Below are 15,762 nucleotides of genomic sequence, written 5' to 3' on the forward strand. Positions count from 1 at the left end.
ATATATGGGAAATGTAAATCCTTTTATAAATTGTCCAAAATATGAGGCTAACAGCCTTATTCTTAGAAAATTAAACATAGGGGATAGTGAAGAATTATTTTCTTGCTATTCAGATCCTTTGGCTGCAAAATTTTTCAATGGTGATAATTGTGGTGATGATTTTTTCTATACTGACTTCGATAAATTCAAAAAATGTGTTGAGTATTGGATTAAATCATATGATATTCAGGATTTTGTACGTTTTAGCATCATAAATAAGCAGAACAGCAGGGCTATAGGAACAGTTGAGATATGTCCATCTTATAAATACTCTAAAGGAAAAGAAAAAATAGGAATTTTAAGAATTGATATAGAATCATTATTTGAAACAAAAGATTTCATGGAAGAGCTATATACTGTATTAATTGGTAATCTATATAAGGATTTTCAAGTGGATTTTTTACTGACAAAAGCTATTCCACAGGCACAGGCTCGTATAGAAGTTTTAAATAAAAAGTCCTTTGCAGAAGCGGAGGCTAAATGCAATATACCTTTTGAAGATTATTATATTAGATAGTTATTGAAAAAAAGAGGCTATTAATTTTGTTTTAATAAAATCAATAGCCTCTAGTATTTCCAGTTGGCATTACTAAATATATTATATTAATGTATCTAACCTAACTATTGAAAGTACATAAATTTTTATTGCCTCTAACAATGAAGGTATATGCAATGCCTCATCCGGTCCATGTGCACCTCCGTGGCCATCTGGTAAAAAATCTATACCTTGCTTTTTAATATCTGGAAAACCAGGTCCAAAAGTAATGCCTTCCGGTAATACTCTGGAATAAGTTCCTCCACCCATAACATAAGGTTCTTTATGTTCTTCACGTAAACTATTATAAGTATCTGTCAACACCTTTACCTTAGCATTATCTTTTTCAATGAAATAAGGCTTTCTGTTTCTAACATCTAATATACGCACCCCATAAGGTTCAATTTTTAGCTTAAGAGCCTTGGTTATATCTTCTTCATTTGATGTAATAGGATATCTAATATCAATAAATAATTCTAATCCATTTTTAAAGGATCTTATAATTCCGCCATTTAGTGTAAGTTTACCAGATACTTCATCCTCAAATCCAATGCCTGCTCCAACTCCATTGTAGTCTGCTAAAAATGAAGATAGAAAATCTACTGCTTTCTGGTCTTCATCTTTAAACAAACCGCTTTCCTTAAGTGCAGCAGCTAAAATACAAATTGCATTAAGAGAACCTTCAGGATTGGCTGCATGTCCTGAGCGTCCTTTAGCATATACTAAAATGCCATCAGATTGTTCCTCAGCTTTTACGTAATCTGAAATACTCTTTGAAACTCTATCCAAAGATGACAAAACCTCTGGCAATGAAATATCTTTAATAAAGATTTCTGCATAATCAGGTACATTATTTTCTGCGGTTCCTCCCTTTAGATTATGAAGATATTTTCCTGTTGGTATAAATAATCTGCCATTAAATCCGCCTTTCTGTCCATGGCATACTGGAAAATTACCATCTAAAACCAGGGAGACCAATGGAACTTGTTTGTGCTGCACATAATATACCAAATCCGCCATACCAGTTTCCTCTGCACACCCATAGATAATATGTATACCATGCTCAATGGGAATATTTAAATCTTTAAATATTCTAGCAACATACAAAGCCGCCACAGAGGCACCTTTATTGTCAGAAACTCCTCTTCCTATTAAAAAATCTCCCTTCCTAACAGGTTTATAGGGAGAATATATCCAATTATCCCCTTCAGGTACTACATCCAAATGACCTATAAGTCCAATGCTTTTTTCATAATCACCATAAACAATAGAACCTGCATATCCCTCATGATTACTAGTATTGAATCCAAATTCCTTGCCGCGTTTAAGTGCAAGGTCTAATACCTTTGCACATTCTTTTCCAAAAGGTGCGCCTTTAGTATTTTCATCTGCTATACTTACACTTGGTATACGAACCCATGTTTCAATATCCTGTACTAGTTCTTCCTTATGTGCCTTAAGCCAGACTTCTACTTTCTTTAATAATTCTCTTTCACCATCATTTAATTCAATAGACATATATTTTCCTCCTTGTATAATGTAGTCATAACATTCAATAGAAAACTATCTTGAATTCTAACGAACATTACAACTCATTTCTTTTAATTTATTCGAAGATTTTCTACCCGATAGGGTGTACTAATCTCATCTAACTTAGTTTTCTATTTTTCCCAAGTGGGAATCCATACTAGTAAATATTGATGTATAATATCTCCTGAATAGAAGATAGATGTATTCCTCCTGGGAAGTAACTCTAACGAGTCATTGATACCCGAAAATTAGCGTATCATTCCATCAGTGAGAGTTCTATGTTTAGCTGGTTGGGTTTCCCTTTGGGAATTACCCGTGTCACAAACAAGGTTATAGAATTACTGATAGAAATGGAATATCTATTCTATCTCACAAAGCAAAGGAGATATTATTTTATGAGTAAATTTTTTTATAGACCAATAGTTGGAATCGATGTATCAGCAGACTTTTCAGTAGTTGCTATACTAGCACCTGACGGTGAAGTTTATAGAAAGCCTTTTAAAATTAAGCACAATAGAAATGGTTTTGATTACCTAGTAGATCAAATAAAAAAAGCGGAAGAAGAGTTTAACATGAAAACGGCAATTTTCATGGAATCTACTGGTGTATACCATCTTACTCTTTTCCACTTTCTTAGGGATACATTTGAAACATGTATCTTAAATCCACTCATTACTAATTGTAACAAGAATGGAGACATAAGAAAAGTGAAAAATGATAAAAAAGATGCATTAACCATTGCTAAAATAGGCAAATTTCAAAATGTTAAATATACTTCTGCATTTGATATTGAAATTTATACCTTAAAAGCTCTCTGTAGAGATTACTATAAGTTTACTGATAGTAAATCTACTTTTAAGAAAAAGCTTTCTACCGACTTAAAAATTATTTTTCCTAGCTATAGCTCTGTTTTTTCAAACATTACTTGCAAAACATCAATAGCAATTTTAAAAGAATATTCAAGTCCTAAAGCTATCTTAAATGCTGATAAAAATGAGTTAATAGATCTTATTCGCAGTCATTCAAGAAAAGGACTAACATATAGTGAAAAAATCTATAAAAAGCTAATTGATGCTGCTGAAGAAGCTATTTACATTGGTCTTAAATCGCCTAGCCTGTTTGTAAAAATCATGAACACAATTTCTGTAATAGAAACTTTAGAAAATCAGCTTAACAATTTATTAAATGAAATTCATTCATTGATGAAAAGCAATAGGATTTCAGAGCAATTTAAGAAAAATGTTCAATTGATTTACTCAATACCAGGTATTGGTGAATTAACTGCCATCACAATAATGAGTGAAATAGGCAATATTAAAGGTTTTGTAAAAGCTAAACATTTAGTTGCTTACTTTGGTATTGACCCATCTGTCAATCAATCTGGTAAGTTTAACAGTAATAAAAATACTATGTCTAAACGTGGTACCAGAATAGGCAGAAGAGCCTTATATGCTGTGGCATTAGCATCCATACGAACCAGTAGAAGCGGTGAACCTATAAACAAAGTTTTACTTACCTACTATAAAGAAAACCTAAATGGTAAAAGCAAAAAGGTTGCTTTAGTGGCAATAATGCATAAACTTGTTAATTACATATTCTCCGTCCTAAGGAACCAAAAAGAGTATGAAATACGTGATCCTAAAATACATATTAAAATGTATCTTAATAATGGTTCTACTACAGCAGCCTAACGGCTAAAAACTTAAAGACTAATCATCTTACAATTAATTCCATTGTTCGTGCTTTTTCAATGGATTATTTGCTATGCAAATTTTTACTCATAAATTATTTTTTTAATTTTTATTGACTTTTACTAGCTGGTCTAATTATTTAACTAAATTGTTTTTGATTTTGGAAATAGATCCATTGCCTTATGATTTTATAATTATTTTATTAAAGCAAAAGAGGCTATTGATTTTGCCTTCACAAAATCAATAGCCTCTAGTATTTCCAGTTGGCATTACTAAATATTTCTTATAATTCTATTATATCAAAGTAAAATGAATATAAAAGCTTTAGTTTTAATAATTTTATTTACTTTAACAAGTTGTAGAGCACTATAGTAATAAGAAAAATGATCTAAAGTATTAAGGAGTATAAGTAAATTTCTGCGTGCATCTATCTATATTATATGCTATTTATTTTAAATGATTTTTTTTAAGTTTCTTTAAAGCCTTTTTGGACCCTCTTTCTATATCCCTTTCAAGCTTTCTTTCTTTAAAGTTAACAAATAATTGATTTAAGTCATATCCCTCTGGATATAGCTCTGAGGCCTTAATTTCTAATTTTAATCTCGTGTAATTTACATTAACAAATTCTTTGTTAAATAAAATAGTTATATTATTATATATATCCTTTTCTTTGTAAACAATGGCACTTTCGTTCTTATCCACCCAAAGGACCTTATCTCCTATAACAAACTCATATATTTCACCTTTATCTTCTTCAATATCTTTTTTCTTATTAACCTTGCTATCCCTTACTAGCTCATAATTATAATCCTTATTTTCTATATATCTTCTAGCTCTTTCAATTATATTATCTGAAATTCCCATTTTCTTTGATATATAAAGAGCATTACTATCTCCTGTTTTTCCTATATTAAGCTTATATAATGGCTCTAAGGTGTCTTTTCTAAATTCCATAGCTGCATTTTCAAAGTCTGGATGTTGCTCGGAGAAGTTTTTAATCTCTCCATAATGTGTTGTTGATACTGTTATGCATCCCTTATGGTACAATTCCTCTAAAATAGATATGGCTAAAGCTGCACCTTCATTTGGCTCTGTTCCACTACCAATTTCATCAAACAATAATAATGTTGATTTAGTACTTTCTTTTATTATATATGCTAGATTTTTCACATGAGATGAAAAAGTACTTAAGGCATTTTCGATACTTTGATTATCTCCTATATCTACAAATATATTGTTAAATATAGATATTTCTGTACCTTCTTTAGCCTTTATATGAAATCCTGATTGAGTTGCAAGAGTTAACATTCCTAAGGTTTTTAATACTATTGTTTTTCCTCCGGCATTAGGTCCCGTGATTATTAGTGATCTATAATCTTTTCCTATTTCGAAATCTAATGGTACTCCATTTTTAATTAAAGGATAGCTGCCTTTAATTATTTTTATATAACCATACTCATTTAGTTTAGGCTTTATTCCTTCTATATCACTACTGTACCTTGCTTTTGCCCAAATCATATCATACTCAGATATTACATCAATATTCATTTTAATTTCTTTTATTCTTTCATATAACATCTCCGTTAAAGTAGCTAATATTTTATATTCTTCCATAGCCTCTTCAATTTTTAGGGTTGCTAGCTCAGAAGTATATTTGGCTATTACATTTGGTTCTATAAATACGGTACTACCCTTTAGCGAGGTTTCAATAACTTCACCTTGCACTTGATTTTTAAAGGCAGCTTTTATAGGTATGGTATATTTTCCATTTCTTTGGCTTATAAAAAATTCTTGTATATAATCTTTATTTGTAGGATTTTTTAGGAATTTTTCAAGTTTTCCCTTTATTTGACCTTCACATATGTCAATATGTTTTCTTATTTTTTTAAGTTCCTTTGAAGCACTTGAATCTATTCTATTTCCTGATATTGATATATTTATTTCCTCTTCTATATAACTTAAATCTGTTATATTTAAGCTATATGCACTCAAAGTAGGGGCATAACCTTCCTTATCCTTCATAAATAATTTAAGCTTTCTGCAACCTCTTAAAAAATTTTCTATCATGCTTAAATCCTCTGGAGCTAATGATGCACCTTTTTCCATTTTTTCTATAAGCGGGATCACATTAAATATTCCATCAAAAGGTATATGATAAGAAGCATCTAAAAGTGCTCTTCCTTCAGAGGTCTCATCCAATCTTCTACTTACTACTTTTATATTTGTACTTGGTTCTAATTTATCTAATAAGGCTTTGCCTAAGCCGCTTACACAATAACCTTTTACTATTTCCTTTAATTCATAGTAATGTAGTTTTTCTAATGTTGTATTATCCATTTTAAAATTCCTTCCTCAACTTTATTCAAGTCAACGAAACCTAGATAGATTTCAGTTTCAAGCCATAATGTTCATTGTAAAATAAAAAAGCTATGGAGATATTCCACAGCTTTAATTGCTCTCTTAATAAAGGGTAATAAACCCCCAAAGTAGTTTCGTGGACTTGTATCTATAAATAGTAATCAATTCCATAACAATTAAAGGCATTTCACCCTTAATTTTAGAATTAATATTAAGTTACCTATTTTAGATACTAAACACTCACAAAATTACCTCTCTTCTTTGAAATCTATCTATTTATAAGTAGTATATACTAAAATATGTACTTTATCAACTTTCTTTGAAAATCTCATTTATTTATGTTATGATTCATTGTTCCTAATCCTAAAACTTTTATAATAGTTATGTCGTTATATGCTACAAAGTCTATATAACTTTTATAATAATATACCGTTAAGTGTTAAATATCCTTTATTTTAGTTGGAGTCTTTACTCCAACTAAGTTTAGATGAATTATCAAAAAATGCGTCGCTATTATCTCCACTGTATACAAATGTGGAGTTTTACAGCTACTAGTTGTCGGATAAATATTCTAAAGGAAAAGAGAAAATAGGAGGTATATAATTTTTATATGAAAATCAACCAATAAAGCATGTAGGTTTAATAAGCATAATTGATTTTAGCTTATAAATAGTATATTATTTACCTATAACGTAATAATGTGGAATAATAAGCCTATATTGTTCTAAAATGAAATTTAATTGAACACTTAGAGAATAAAAGCATAGCAAACAAATATTTTTTATAGTATTTAAGGAGATTTTGAATGAGCATTAAGATAAAAAGAAATGAATTATTGAATTGTAATGAACTAAACGAGCTTCTTGCTACAAATTCTTGGGATGTGTATCCCATTGAGAAATTAGAGAAATGTATAGAAACTTCCTGGGGAAATATATGTGCAAGAAATGATAAGGAAGAATTAATTGGCTATGTAAGAATACTGTCTGACGGTATAAGACATGCATATATATGCAGTCTGATTGTTCATCCTGATTATAGCAAAAAAGGTATTGGTTCATCCATAACAAAAGAACTGTTAAATATGCTTAGAGAATATAATTTTTATCCTACTTTAGTTGCTGGTCCTAATAAGAAAGATTACTATAAGAAATTTGGATTTGAAGTAGAGAGCAATGGGTTTACTGCTATGTGTATTCGCAAGCCATATTAAGAATTTGCTAGTTAACTTTTAAAATCAAGCAGAAATTTATCTGGATAATTTAAGATGCAAAGAAAGTGGAGGATAATAATGAACAAGGAGTACATTGGCATTATTGTAGAAGAAAGCCTTAATGATAATAGAATATTAAATGGATTGGATATAAAAAAGATACATATAACAAATCATAATAATCCTAAAGATAGATGGCATATGTATGAAGTTAATGTATCAAAAGAAGAAATAGGAGAATTATCTAAACATATTATTGGAGATTGGTATATGCATTTCTGGGAAAATACAAATATTGTTGCTATTTTCAAAGACAAAATATTTGAGTTTGATTATGAAAATAAAAGTACATGGGATAAAGTCTTAAAATATGGACGTTCTCTTGGATTGCCAGAAGGAGAATTAGATTTTCCTATAAAAGGCTTATAATACTAAAATGTATCCTTATTTAGTAAAAGGGGTGAGGTTAATGAAAAGATGCATTGTAATAATGGAATAGTTAAAGTTAGATGAAATTTAGAGAGGAGATTTAAATATGACTATTCCAGATTTAAATAAAATATATCCAAGAAATAATGATCATCAGATAGTGTATCTTAAAAATGTAATTACAAAGGATAATATAGAAGTTGGAGATTATACAATATATAATGATTTTTATGACGATCCGCGAGAATTTGAAAATAATAATGTATTGTATCACTATCCTGTAAATAATGACAAGTTAATAATTGGGAAGTTTTGTTCTATTGCATGTAGAGCAAAGTTTATTATGAATAGTGGCAATCATTCAATGAAATCACTATCTACTTATACATTTCCTATCTTCGGTGAAGAATGGGATGAAACATTGAATCCTAAAGATGCGTGGGACAACAAAGGTAATATTGAAATTGGGAATGATGTATGGATAGGATATGAAGCCGTAATTATGTCAGGAGTAAAGATAGGAGATGGTGCAATTATAGGTACTAGGGCAGTAGTAACCAAGGACATACCACCCTATGCTATTGTTGGAGGTACACCTGCAAAAGTGATAAGAAAAAGATATGAGGATAAGATAATTTCTAAATTGATGGAAATTAAATGGTGGAACTGGTCCTATGAAAAAATTCAAAGAAATATTTCATATATTCAAGCGGGAGAAATAGAGAAGTTAAGTTGATAAAAATATATAAAATATCAAATAAAGAAGAATCTATGAAGTTTATTGAAAGACAATTTCCTAGTGCAGCTATTTGGACTTTGGAGACACCTGCAGATAAGAAAAGAAATCATTATTTCTATAAGAAAATGGGATACAATATTGTAAAAGAATATATGGACGGTTCAGTTAAAATAGTTTTATTTGAAAAGAAAATGAATCTAAATCTAACAAAATAGGAAATAGTATTAATGTTAGATTACTTATTTTATAGCTTAAATTTAAAGCAATTTATTTAATAATTTTAAAAACTAGGATATAATGAATACAAGGAGTGATTAAAATTAATGAATAAAAAGAACATATTAGTATTTGTGGTAATAGTTATAATAATACTACTAATAGCTATCTTTATTAAATTTTCAACAAATAGTGCAATTGATAAGAATAATAAAATTAACAAAACTATTGAAAATCCCTTTTCTTATTCTTTTTATATAAATAATAACTGGAATATTAAAATTCCAAATCCACAAAAAAATAATGGTGTTTTATCAGAATCAGGTACATCCGTATTGTCAAAGTTAGAGTTTTCCAATAAAGATTATGAAGAATTTAAAAATTCTATTGAATGGATTGATGCAGGTCATCAAAGTGAATATTATATAGATGATTTTATAAAATATGTGTCTGATACAAATTTAGAACAGAAACAGTCGGATAAAGAAAAATATATTTTGTTGCTCCAAGATTTAAAGAAAAATAAAAAGTATAAGTTCTTTTACAAACTGAATACTAATGGTTACTTATATTTTATTTTAATAGATGATAAACCCAATGTAGTATATGCAATTACAGTTGGTGCTAGATAATAAATTGAATACTATATTTCATTGAGGAAAGTAAAATAAAGCCTGCATATTTTGCGGCTTTTTTTCTGTTTAAAGGTTTATATAATGTGGTAAAATATATACAATAAGCGGGGTGAGAGAATAATGGGCAAGAGATTTAATGTTACAGGTATATGTATACCAGAAAAACATTATATGGTAGATATATCGGAGAAATTGAAGAATATAATGAAACTCGTAGAAGATGAGGAGTATTTTATAATAAATAGACCAAGACAGTATGGAAAGACAACTACCTTATATATGCTGGAAAGAATACTTGATAAAAATAGTGAATACCTAACTATATCTACAAGTTTTGAAGGGGTAGGAGATTTAATTTTTGAAGAAGAACAGAGATTTGTAAAAGAATTTTTACAGATATTAGCTGACAGTTTGTTTTTACAGCATGAAGATCTAGCTGATTTTTTGGAAAAGCAAAAGAGCAAAGTTAATAGTTTTAATGATTTATCAAAGGCTATAGCAAGATTTATTATGAAAGTAAATAAAAAAGTAATACTGATGATAGATGAAGTGGATAAAAGCAGTAATAATCAGCTGTTTTTAAGCTTTTTGGGAATGCTCAGAAATAAGTATTTGCTTAGAAATTCCGGAAAAGATAAAACCTTTCACAGCGTAATATTAGCAGGAGTACACGATGTAAAGAGTTTAAAGTTAAAGATAAGGCCAGATGAGGAACATAAATATAATAGTCCTTGGAATATAGCTTCAGATTTTGATGTGGATATGAGTTTTTCAAAAGAAGAAATAGAAACCATGTTAGATGATTACATAAAAGATAAAAATGTAAATTTAGATAGGAAGTATTTCTCAGAAAGACTTCATTTTTATACCTCAGGATATCCCTTTCTTGTGAGTAAATTGTGTAAGATAATAGATGAAAAGATTATGGATAAGAATCATAAGGTGTGGGAAAATGAATATCTAGATCTGGCTGTAAAGGAACTTCTAAAGGAAGATAATACAAACTTTCAAAGTCTTATTAAAAATATTGAGAATAACAGTAAGTTAAAAGAGATGGTAAAAAATCTGATTATAGATGGAAATAAAATAACTTATAATATTAATAATCCAGTTATAAATTTAGGAATTATATATGGAGTATTTAGGAATGAAGATTTTAATCTTAAAATGAATAATAGAATTTATGAACAGCTGCTATATGATTACATGAGTTCCTTAATAGAAACTTCTAGAAATTTAAGCTTTTATAATGAAAAATCACAATTTATAAATGCAGATAGCAGCTTAAATGTAAGAAAAATATTATTAAAATTTCAGGAATTTATGAAGCATGAGCACTCGGAAAAAAGAGAAGCTTTTTTAGAAGAAGATGGGAGACTACTATTTCTTGCTTTTTTAAGCCCTATAATAAATGGCATAGGCTTTGCATTTAAGGAAGTAAAGGGTGGAGAGGAGAAAAGGTTTGATATAGTTATAACTTATACAAAAAGGATATATATACTGGAATTTAAAATATGGCGGGGAGATAAGTATCATGAAAAGGGACTTGTACAACTGGGAGAATATTTAGAGCAGTATGGATTAGAGGAGGGGTACCTCTTAATATTTGACTTTAGAAAAGTTAAGGGAGTATCAGGAAAGACAGAAGAAGTAACTGTTAGAATTCATGAAAAGGAAAAGAAAATTTTAGAGGTATATTGTTAGAAATTTAAAGCATCCTTTTATCAGAGTTGTATATTACAAGGGGCAACTTTCTTTTTGCCAAATAGCATAGGAGTGAAAATACACCAAAGTGTTTTACCACAAGCTGGCGAAAAAGTTTTTGTTAAACATTCCCTCAATGCATTTTTGAAGACTGGTTTGTCAGAGGAACTGCTTCGGAATAATATCCTCCATATTGTAATCTGCGGAATGATGAGCCACATGTGCATTGATACAACGGTCAGGGCAGCACATGATTTGGGATTTTTGGTGACGGTGCTTGAGGATGCATGTAACACGAAAGATTTGCTTTGGAATGGCGCTGCCATCACCGCTCAAATGGTACACAATACGTTTATGGCTTCGCTTAATGGTGTTTTTGCACAAGTGATGCATACAGATAAGTTTTTAGAAAACGTAAAAAACTCTTTAATAGTATATTTTTCAAATATAACCATCATATGTACAGCAGGGAAAGATGTATATGCCCTGCTGATTTATAATCTTAAATCAAACTATATATTAATAAGGATTTAATAGTTGATGTGTATCACTGCACTGTATGTTTTATCTATTCTTTATCAATAATCAATATAACATCTGCTTGCAATCTGCATTTTTTTAAATCAAGTCCGCTAGTGCTTCGAATTGATCCGCTGGTTATCATCTGTTCAAAAGCATTTTGAGATAAATTCATTTTTTCCCGCAGCAAAGAAGATACTTTAAGCCGAGATGGATAAGAGCTTTTTATATGCAATTCTATAGGAGTGTTGAAGTTAATATTGTCCCCTAGTATTTTATACTTTGGAAGTCCAACTTCAGCTCCATTCTTGCGTATTAACTCTGTATTCATAGCATATATTTTGGAAAGTTCTCTATTGTTGCTATTGAACCCATCTAATATTTCATGGGTAATACTTTTAGGATTGATACGGGAGTAGATAGTCATATTCCAAGTAGAATCGCAATCTGAACATTTATAGATTAACCATATATCTAAATACTTACGTTGTGCATTTATCCGGAACAACCCGGAGCAAAGGTGCTCTGTCTTTTTACCACACTTCTTACAATATTTAATTGCAGATGGTGGGGATAGATACTGTATATCCCAGGTTAACTTCTGCATGAAAATTACTCCTTCCTATTAGAACTTAATAGGAAGGATAACAGGTGGATTGTCACAAACTTTTTTCATCATACTCACTCCTAATCTAGTATTTTTTCTACTTAAATTGTAGCATCCGAGCATACAAAGCTAAACCTTAAAGACAGTTAATAAAAGAAAATGAGCCAATACAGTAACAAAACTGCATTGGCTCATTTTGAAAGTTAAACACTATTTTTTTGTTTCCTTATTATCCTTTGTATACTTTTCAAGGATAAAAAATATTTTCTAGATAAATCTTGTGAACTATGACCCGCCAAATACTCTTCATAAATCTTTGTATTTCGTTTATATAATTCTTGGCGGGTAGAGGTCCTGGTTCCCCATTCCTTTTTATTACCTAATTTTCTGGGAATATATATAAACTCACCATCTACATATTTCTGCACCTGTTCAAGCAAATCATCAGGGAGTATATAAATTACTTTCTTATAGCTCATTTTTGCCCTCCTAAAGGTTTTCTTTCTATTAGGAATAGCAAAGGCTACATTTGCATCTTATTTTTGTGTTTTAACTGCTCGTTGCAATAGCCTTTGCTATGCAACAATAACGATTGGATTAAGCATATGCTTTCAATCCTCCTTTTACATGATATTGTAAATTATAATATCATACTTATATTACCACAAATTATCCGTAGATTTAAATTTTTATGATATGGTTCAACTCAACAAATTCTAATTTTATACAATAATTAAAACTCTATGATAAAATTAAACTATGGAATTTTTGGTTAAGTTTGAATAAATATAAATTTTGTAACAATAAAGAATTGTTATAAGAAAAAAATCACAGGAAATTATAAAACTCAATGGAAAAATATCAAATTCAAAGTTTATTATAAAAATTCATAAGAAGCGAAAGGGATGAGGGTATTTTGACTAAAGTATTATTAATAGAAGATGATAAAAACATAAGCGAAATGGTTACTGAATACTTAACAAATGATGTATATGAAGTTACACAAGTTTACGATGGAGAATCGGCAATTGATGAATTTAGAGCACATCCTTATGATTTGGTTCTTTTAGATTTAATGATTCCAAAAATTAATGGCATCAATGTTATGAGGAAAATAAGAGAGCATGATGTTACACCTATTATTATTATAACAGCCAAGGATAATGATACAGATAAAGCAATTGGCTTAGGCCTTGGGGCAGACGATTATTTAACAAAACCATTTTCTTTAATTGAACTTTCAGCAAGAATTAAAGCCAATATAAGGCGTGTAACAAAGTACGTAAAAGAACAGGAGATTAATAGAAATGAAGTGATTTCTGTAAAAGACTTGGAAATTAATATATATAAATATTCTGTTACTAAAAAAGGAAAGCAATTAAATTTGACTCATAAGGAGTTTGAAATTTTAAAGTTACTATCTTCCAATTTGGGCAGAGTTTTTTCAAATATCAATTTATATTTTTTAATTTACAGGTTAAACTTTGTCTTTTTTTAATGAAACAAGTATGGAAATCAATATTACAGAAATTAATACAGAAATTCCACTTGATAATCCAACACTATGAAATCCAAGATCATTTAAAATAATAGCATTAAAAGCAACTCCAATAGTTGTACCTATATACATAAAAGAACTATTTAAAGACATCATGGTTCCTCTTAAAGAAGGTACAAGTCCAACTAGTAAAGAATTTAAAGAAGATAAGGATATTCCTGCACTTATAAACCATAATAAAATACAACCCATGGCTAATATAAAATTATGACTTGTATAAGGAAGTATTATTAAAAGTATACTTAAACTACACATACTCACGATAGCAACTTTCTTTTTACCAAAAGCATCAGCTAAAAATCCACCAGTCAAATTACCAATTAAATTACCAATACCAACAAAAATAATAACACTTCCTATGGCATTTACTGTTAACTTAAATGAATCTGAAAGCCATACACCAAGAAATGAATACATACCAAAACTCCCAAACATTAAAAATAATGTAACAAATAAACCTGAAAGTGCATGCTTATTTAATAGTACACTTTTTAAAGAAGTTAGAAGTTGAGATGACATTGCACTACCATTAATAGTTTTGGTCTTAGTTTTAGGGAAATATAGAATAGATAATAATACCACAATGATTGAAGTAATTCCAAGTGCAAAAAATGATGACTTCCATCCACCAGCGCTTGCAATAAAAGCTCCAATAGGAACCCCTAATAATTGACTTACAGCTAATGCAGCAGAAACAATTCCCATAACTCTTCCTCTCTTCTCAAAAGGAATTAAATCACCTATTGAAGCCCAAACTTGTGGAGCTGCAGCAGATGCTGATATACCTGATAGTATACGGAGTAAAAACAGTACTTTAAAATTATTTGCAAAACCACATAATATGCCAAATACTGAAAAACATATCAATCCAACTATTAGTAAAAATCTTCTTCCGATTTTATCAGATATAGGACCAAAAATAAATGCAAAAATAGCATAGCCTATAGAATATGCAGTGACTAAAAGACCTGCTTCAGAATTATTGACATTAAAGTATTTGCTAATTGTAGGAACTAAAGGTGATATTATAAATGTATCTGCACCGATTATAAAAATAGTCATAAATAATACGAATACTATAGGTTTAATGTTTATTTTTTCTTCCAAAATTTATTCACCCCTTGTATTAATATATTATTTCATATATGAAATAATATATTAAAAAAATTTTTATTTATTTTTATCAATTAATTTTGTTAACAGATGATTTAATGTGTTTTTTTCTTCATCAGTTAATTTAGAATATAATTTTGATAAGAAAGATTTATATTCAGGTTCCATTAAATCCAGTGTTTTTTCTCCATGTTCAGTTAAATATACTTTTGTCTCCCTTCTGTCATCTGGATTTTTTTCCGTATAAACTAAATTATCTCTTTCCATTCTTTTTATTAAGGTAGTCATGTTGCTTGCTACACAATCTACTGATTTTCTTAATTCAGTCATAGTTATACCTTCTGTAATATTTCTCAATACACAAAACTGAATACCTGTAGCGATACATTCATTAAAAATACATGAAAATTTATCTACTGCTAAATTGTTTAAGTATTTAATTTTTTTAAATATTTGTCTTTCTAATTCTTTATCCATATTAAATCACCATTATTTCATATATGAAGTAATAACTAAATTATATTACTTCATATATGAAAATTCAACTGCTATTTATATTTTTTATATGTATAGATATTAAGAATAACACTTAACATAAAGATTCATATTAAGTAATTTTTCCAATTTAACATAACTGCTATTATGTGTAATTTATACTTTTAACTTCAATCATTATAATTTACTATTTAATTAATAATATGGTATCATTTATATATAATAAATACAAATTTGTCAGATATAGCATGGTAACTATACAGTTTTATTAAATAAATAGGGGCGGAAATTGTGAGAAAAAATTTAATTTTAATAGTGTCAATTATCCTATTTGTGGTTGCAATTATCTTCTTATGGGAAGATAATAACACAGTAAGAACC

16 protein-coding genes are annotated in these 15,762 nt (G+C 29.1%); 10 read left to right on the forward strand and 6 right to left on the reverse strand.

What is annotated here, in order from left to right; all coding sequences use genetic code 11:
- Positions 1–4 precede the first annotated feature (4 nt).
- Positions 5–556 (forward strand): GNAT family N-acetyltransferase, encoded by a 552-nt coding sequence (locus tag CLPA_RS04615; protein ID WP_003444834.1) that lies wholly within the window; start codon positions 5–7, stop codon positions 554–556.
- Positions 557–637: 81 nt separating this feature from the next.
- Here CLPA_RS04615 and CLPA_RS04620 read toward each other — a convergent pair whose 3' ends face one another.
- Positions 638–2,092, reverse strand: a complete 1,455-nt coding sequence (locus CLPA_RS04620) for a Sapep family Mn(2+)-dependent dipeptidase (protein ID WP_003444833.1) — start codon at positions 2,090–2,092, stop codon at positions 638–640.
- A 407-nt stretch (positions 2,093–2,499) separates the two neighbouring features.
- Between CLPA_RS04620 and CLPA_RS04625 the strand changes: the two genes are divergently transcribed.
- Positions 2,500–3,795, forward strand: coding sequence for an IS110 family RNA-guided transposase (locus tag CLPA_RS04625; protein ID WP_003440352.1), 1,296 nt, complete (start codon positions 2,500–2,502; stop codon positions 3,793–3,795).
- Between the two features lie 447 nt (positions 3,796–4,242).
- On the opposite strand, the gene CLPA_RS04630 is transcribed toward CLPA_RS04625, so the two are convergent.
- Positions 4,243–6,132, reverse strand: a complete 1,890-nt coding sequence (locus CLPA_RS04630; RefSeq protein ID WP_003444832.1) for an endonuclease MutS2 — start codon at positions 6,130–6,132, stop codon at positions 4,243–4,245.
- A gap of 826 nt (positions 6,133–6,958) precedes the next feature.
- Here CLPA_RS04630 and CLPA_RS04635 point away from each other — a divergent pair.
- The 7 genes from CLPA_RS04635 (at position 6,959) to CLPA_RS04665 (ending at position 11,623) form a co-directional block, all read left to right on the forward strand.
- Positions 6,959–7,366 (forward strand): GNAT family N-acetyltransferase, encoded by a 408-nt coding sequence (locus tag CLPA_RS04635; protein WP_003444830.1) that lies wholly within the window; start codon positions 6,959–6,961, stop codon positions 7,364–7,366.
- A 78-nt stretch (positions 7,367–7,444) separates the two neighbouring features.
- Positions 7,445–7,795 (forward strand): hypothetical protein, encoded by a 351-nt coding sequence (locus CLPA_RS04640; protein ID WP_003444829.1) that lies wholly within the window; start codon positions 7,445–7,447, stop codon positions 7,793–7,795.
- Between the two features lie 106 nt (positions 7,796–7,901).
- Positions 7,902–8,531, forward strand: coding sequence for a CatB-related O-acetyltransferase (locus CLPA_RS04645; RefSeq protein WP_003444828.1), 630 nt, complete (start codon positions 7,902–7,904; stop codon positions 8,529–8,531).
- Positions 8,528–8,749: a hypothetical protein gene (locus tag CLPA_RS04650; protein WP_003444826.1), complete on the forward strand. Its 222-nt coding sequence runs from the start codon at positions 8,528–8,530 to the stop codon at positions 8,747–8,749. The genes CLPA_RS04645 and CLPA_RS04650 overlap by 4 nt, the downstream gene beginning before the upstream one ends.
- 108 nt (positions 8,750–8,857) lie before the next feature.
- Entirely contained in the window at positions 8,858–9,382 is a 525-nt protein-coding gene (locus tag CLPA_RS04655; protein WP_003444824.1) for a hypothetical protein, read from the forward strand.
- 123 nt (positions 9,383–9,505) lie between these two features.
- The gene (locus CLPA_RS04660; protein WP_003444821.1) at positions 9,506–11,089 is read left to right on the forward strand and encodes an AAA family ATPase; all 1,584 of its coding nucleotides are present in this window, start codon (positions 9,506–9,508) and stop codon (positions 11,087–11,089) included.
- Positions 11,090–11,143: 54 nt separating this feature from the next.
- The gene (locus CLPA_RS04665; protein ID WP_003444820.1) at positions 11,144–11,623 is read left to right on the forward strand and encodes an isochorismatase family protein; all 480 of its coding nucleotides are present in this window, start codon (positions 11,144–11,146) and stop codon (positions 11,621–11,623) included.
- Between the two features lie 34 nt (positions 11,624–11,657).
- Here the strand turns inward: CLPA_RS04665 and CLPA_RS04670 are convergent, their stop codons facing one another.
- Together CLPA_RS04670 and CLPA_RS04675 are read right to left on the reverse strand one after the other, a co-directional pair.
- The gene (locus tag CLPA_RS04670; protein WP_236900381.1) at positions 11,658–12,116 is read right to left on the reverse strand and encodes a DUF1062 domain-containing protein; all 459 of its coding nucleotides are present in this window, start codon (positions 12,114–12,116) and stop codon (positions 11,658–11,660) included.
- Positions 12,117–12,418: 302 nt separating this feature from the next.
- Positions 12,419–12,694: a CD3324 family protein gene (locus CLPA_RS04675; RefSeq protein ID WP_003444816.1), complete on the reverse strand. Its 276-nt coding sequence runs from the start codon at positions 12,692–12,694 to the stop codon at positions 12,419–12,421.
- A gap of 437 nt (positions 12,695–13,131) precedes the next feature.
- Between CLPA_RS04675 and CLPA_RS04680 the strand changes: the two genes are divergently transcribed.
- Positions 13,132–13,713 (forward strand): response regulator transcription factor, encoded by a 582-nt coding sequence (locus CLPA_RS04680; RefSeq protein WP_003444815.1) that lies wholly within the window; start codon positions 13,132–13,134, stop codon positions 13,711–13,713.
- Here the strand turns inward: CLPA_RS04680 and CLPA_RS20355 are convergent.
- Together CLPA_RS20355 and CLPA_RS04685 are read right to left on the reverse strand one after the other, a co-directional pair.
- Positions 13,693–14,880 carry an MFS transporter gene (locus CLPA_RS20355; protein WP_003444814.1) on the reverse strand — a complete coding sequence of 396 codons (1,188 nt, stop codon included), beginning with the start codon at positions 14,878–14,880 and terminating at the stop codon, positions 13,693–13,695. The genes CLPA_RS04680 and CLPA_RS20355 overlap by 21 nt on opposite strands.
- Positions 14,881–14,943: 63 nt before the next feature.
- Positions 14,944–15,363, reverse strand: a complete 420-nt coding sequence (locus CLPA_RS04685; RefSeq protein WP_003444813.1) for a MarR family winged helix-turn-helix transcriptional regulator — start codon at positions 15,361–15,363, stop codon at positions 14,944–14,946.
- Positions 15,364–15,762: the final 399 nt, after the last annotated feature.

This window comes from Clostridium pasteurianum DSM 525 = ATCC 6013 (assembly GCF_000807255.1).
Lineage (GTDB): Bacteria > Bacillota > Clostridia > Clostridiales > Clostridiaceae > Clostridium_I > Clostridium_I pasteurianum.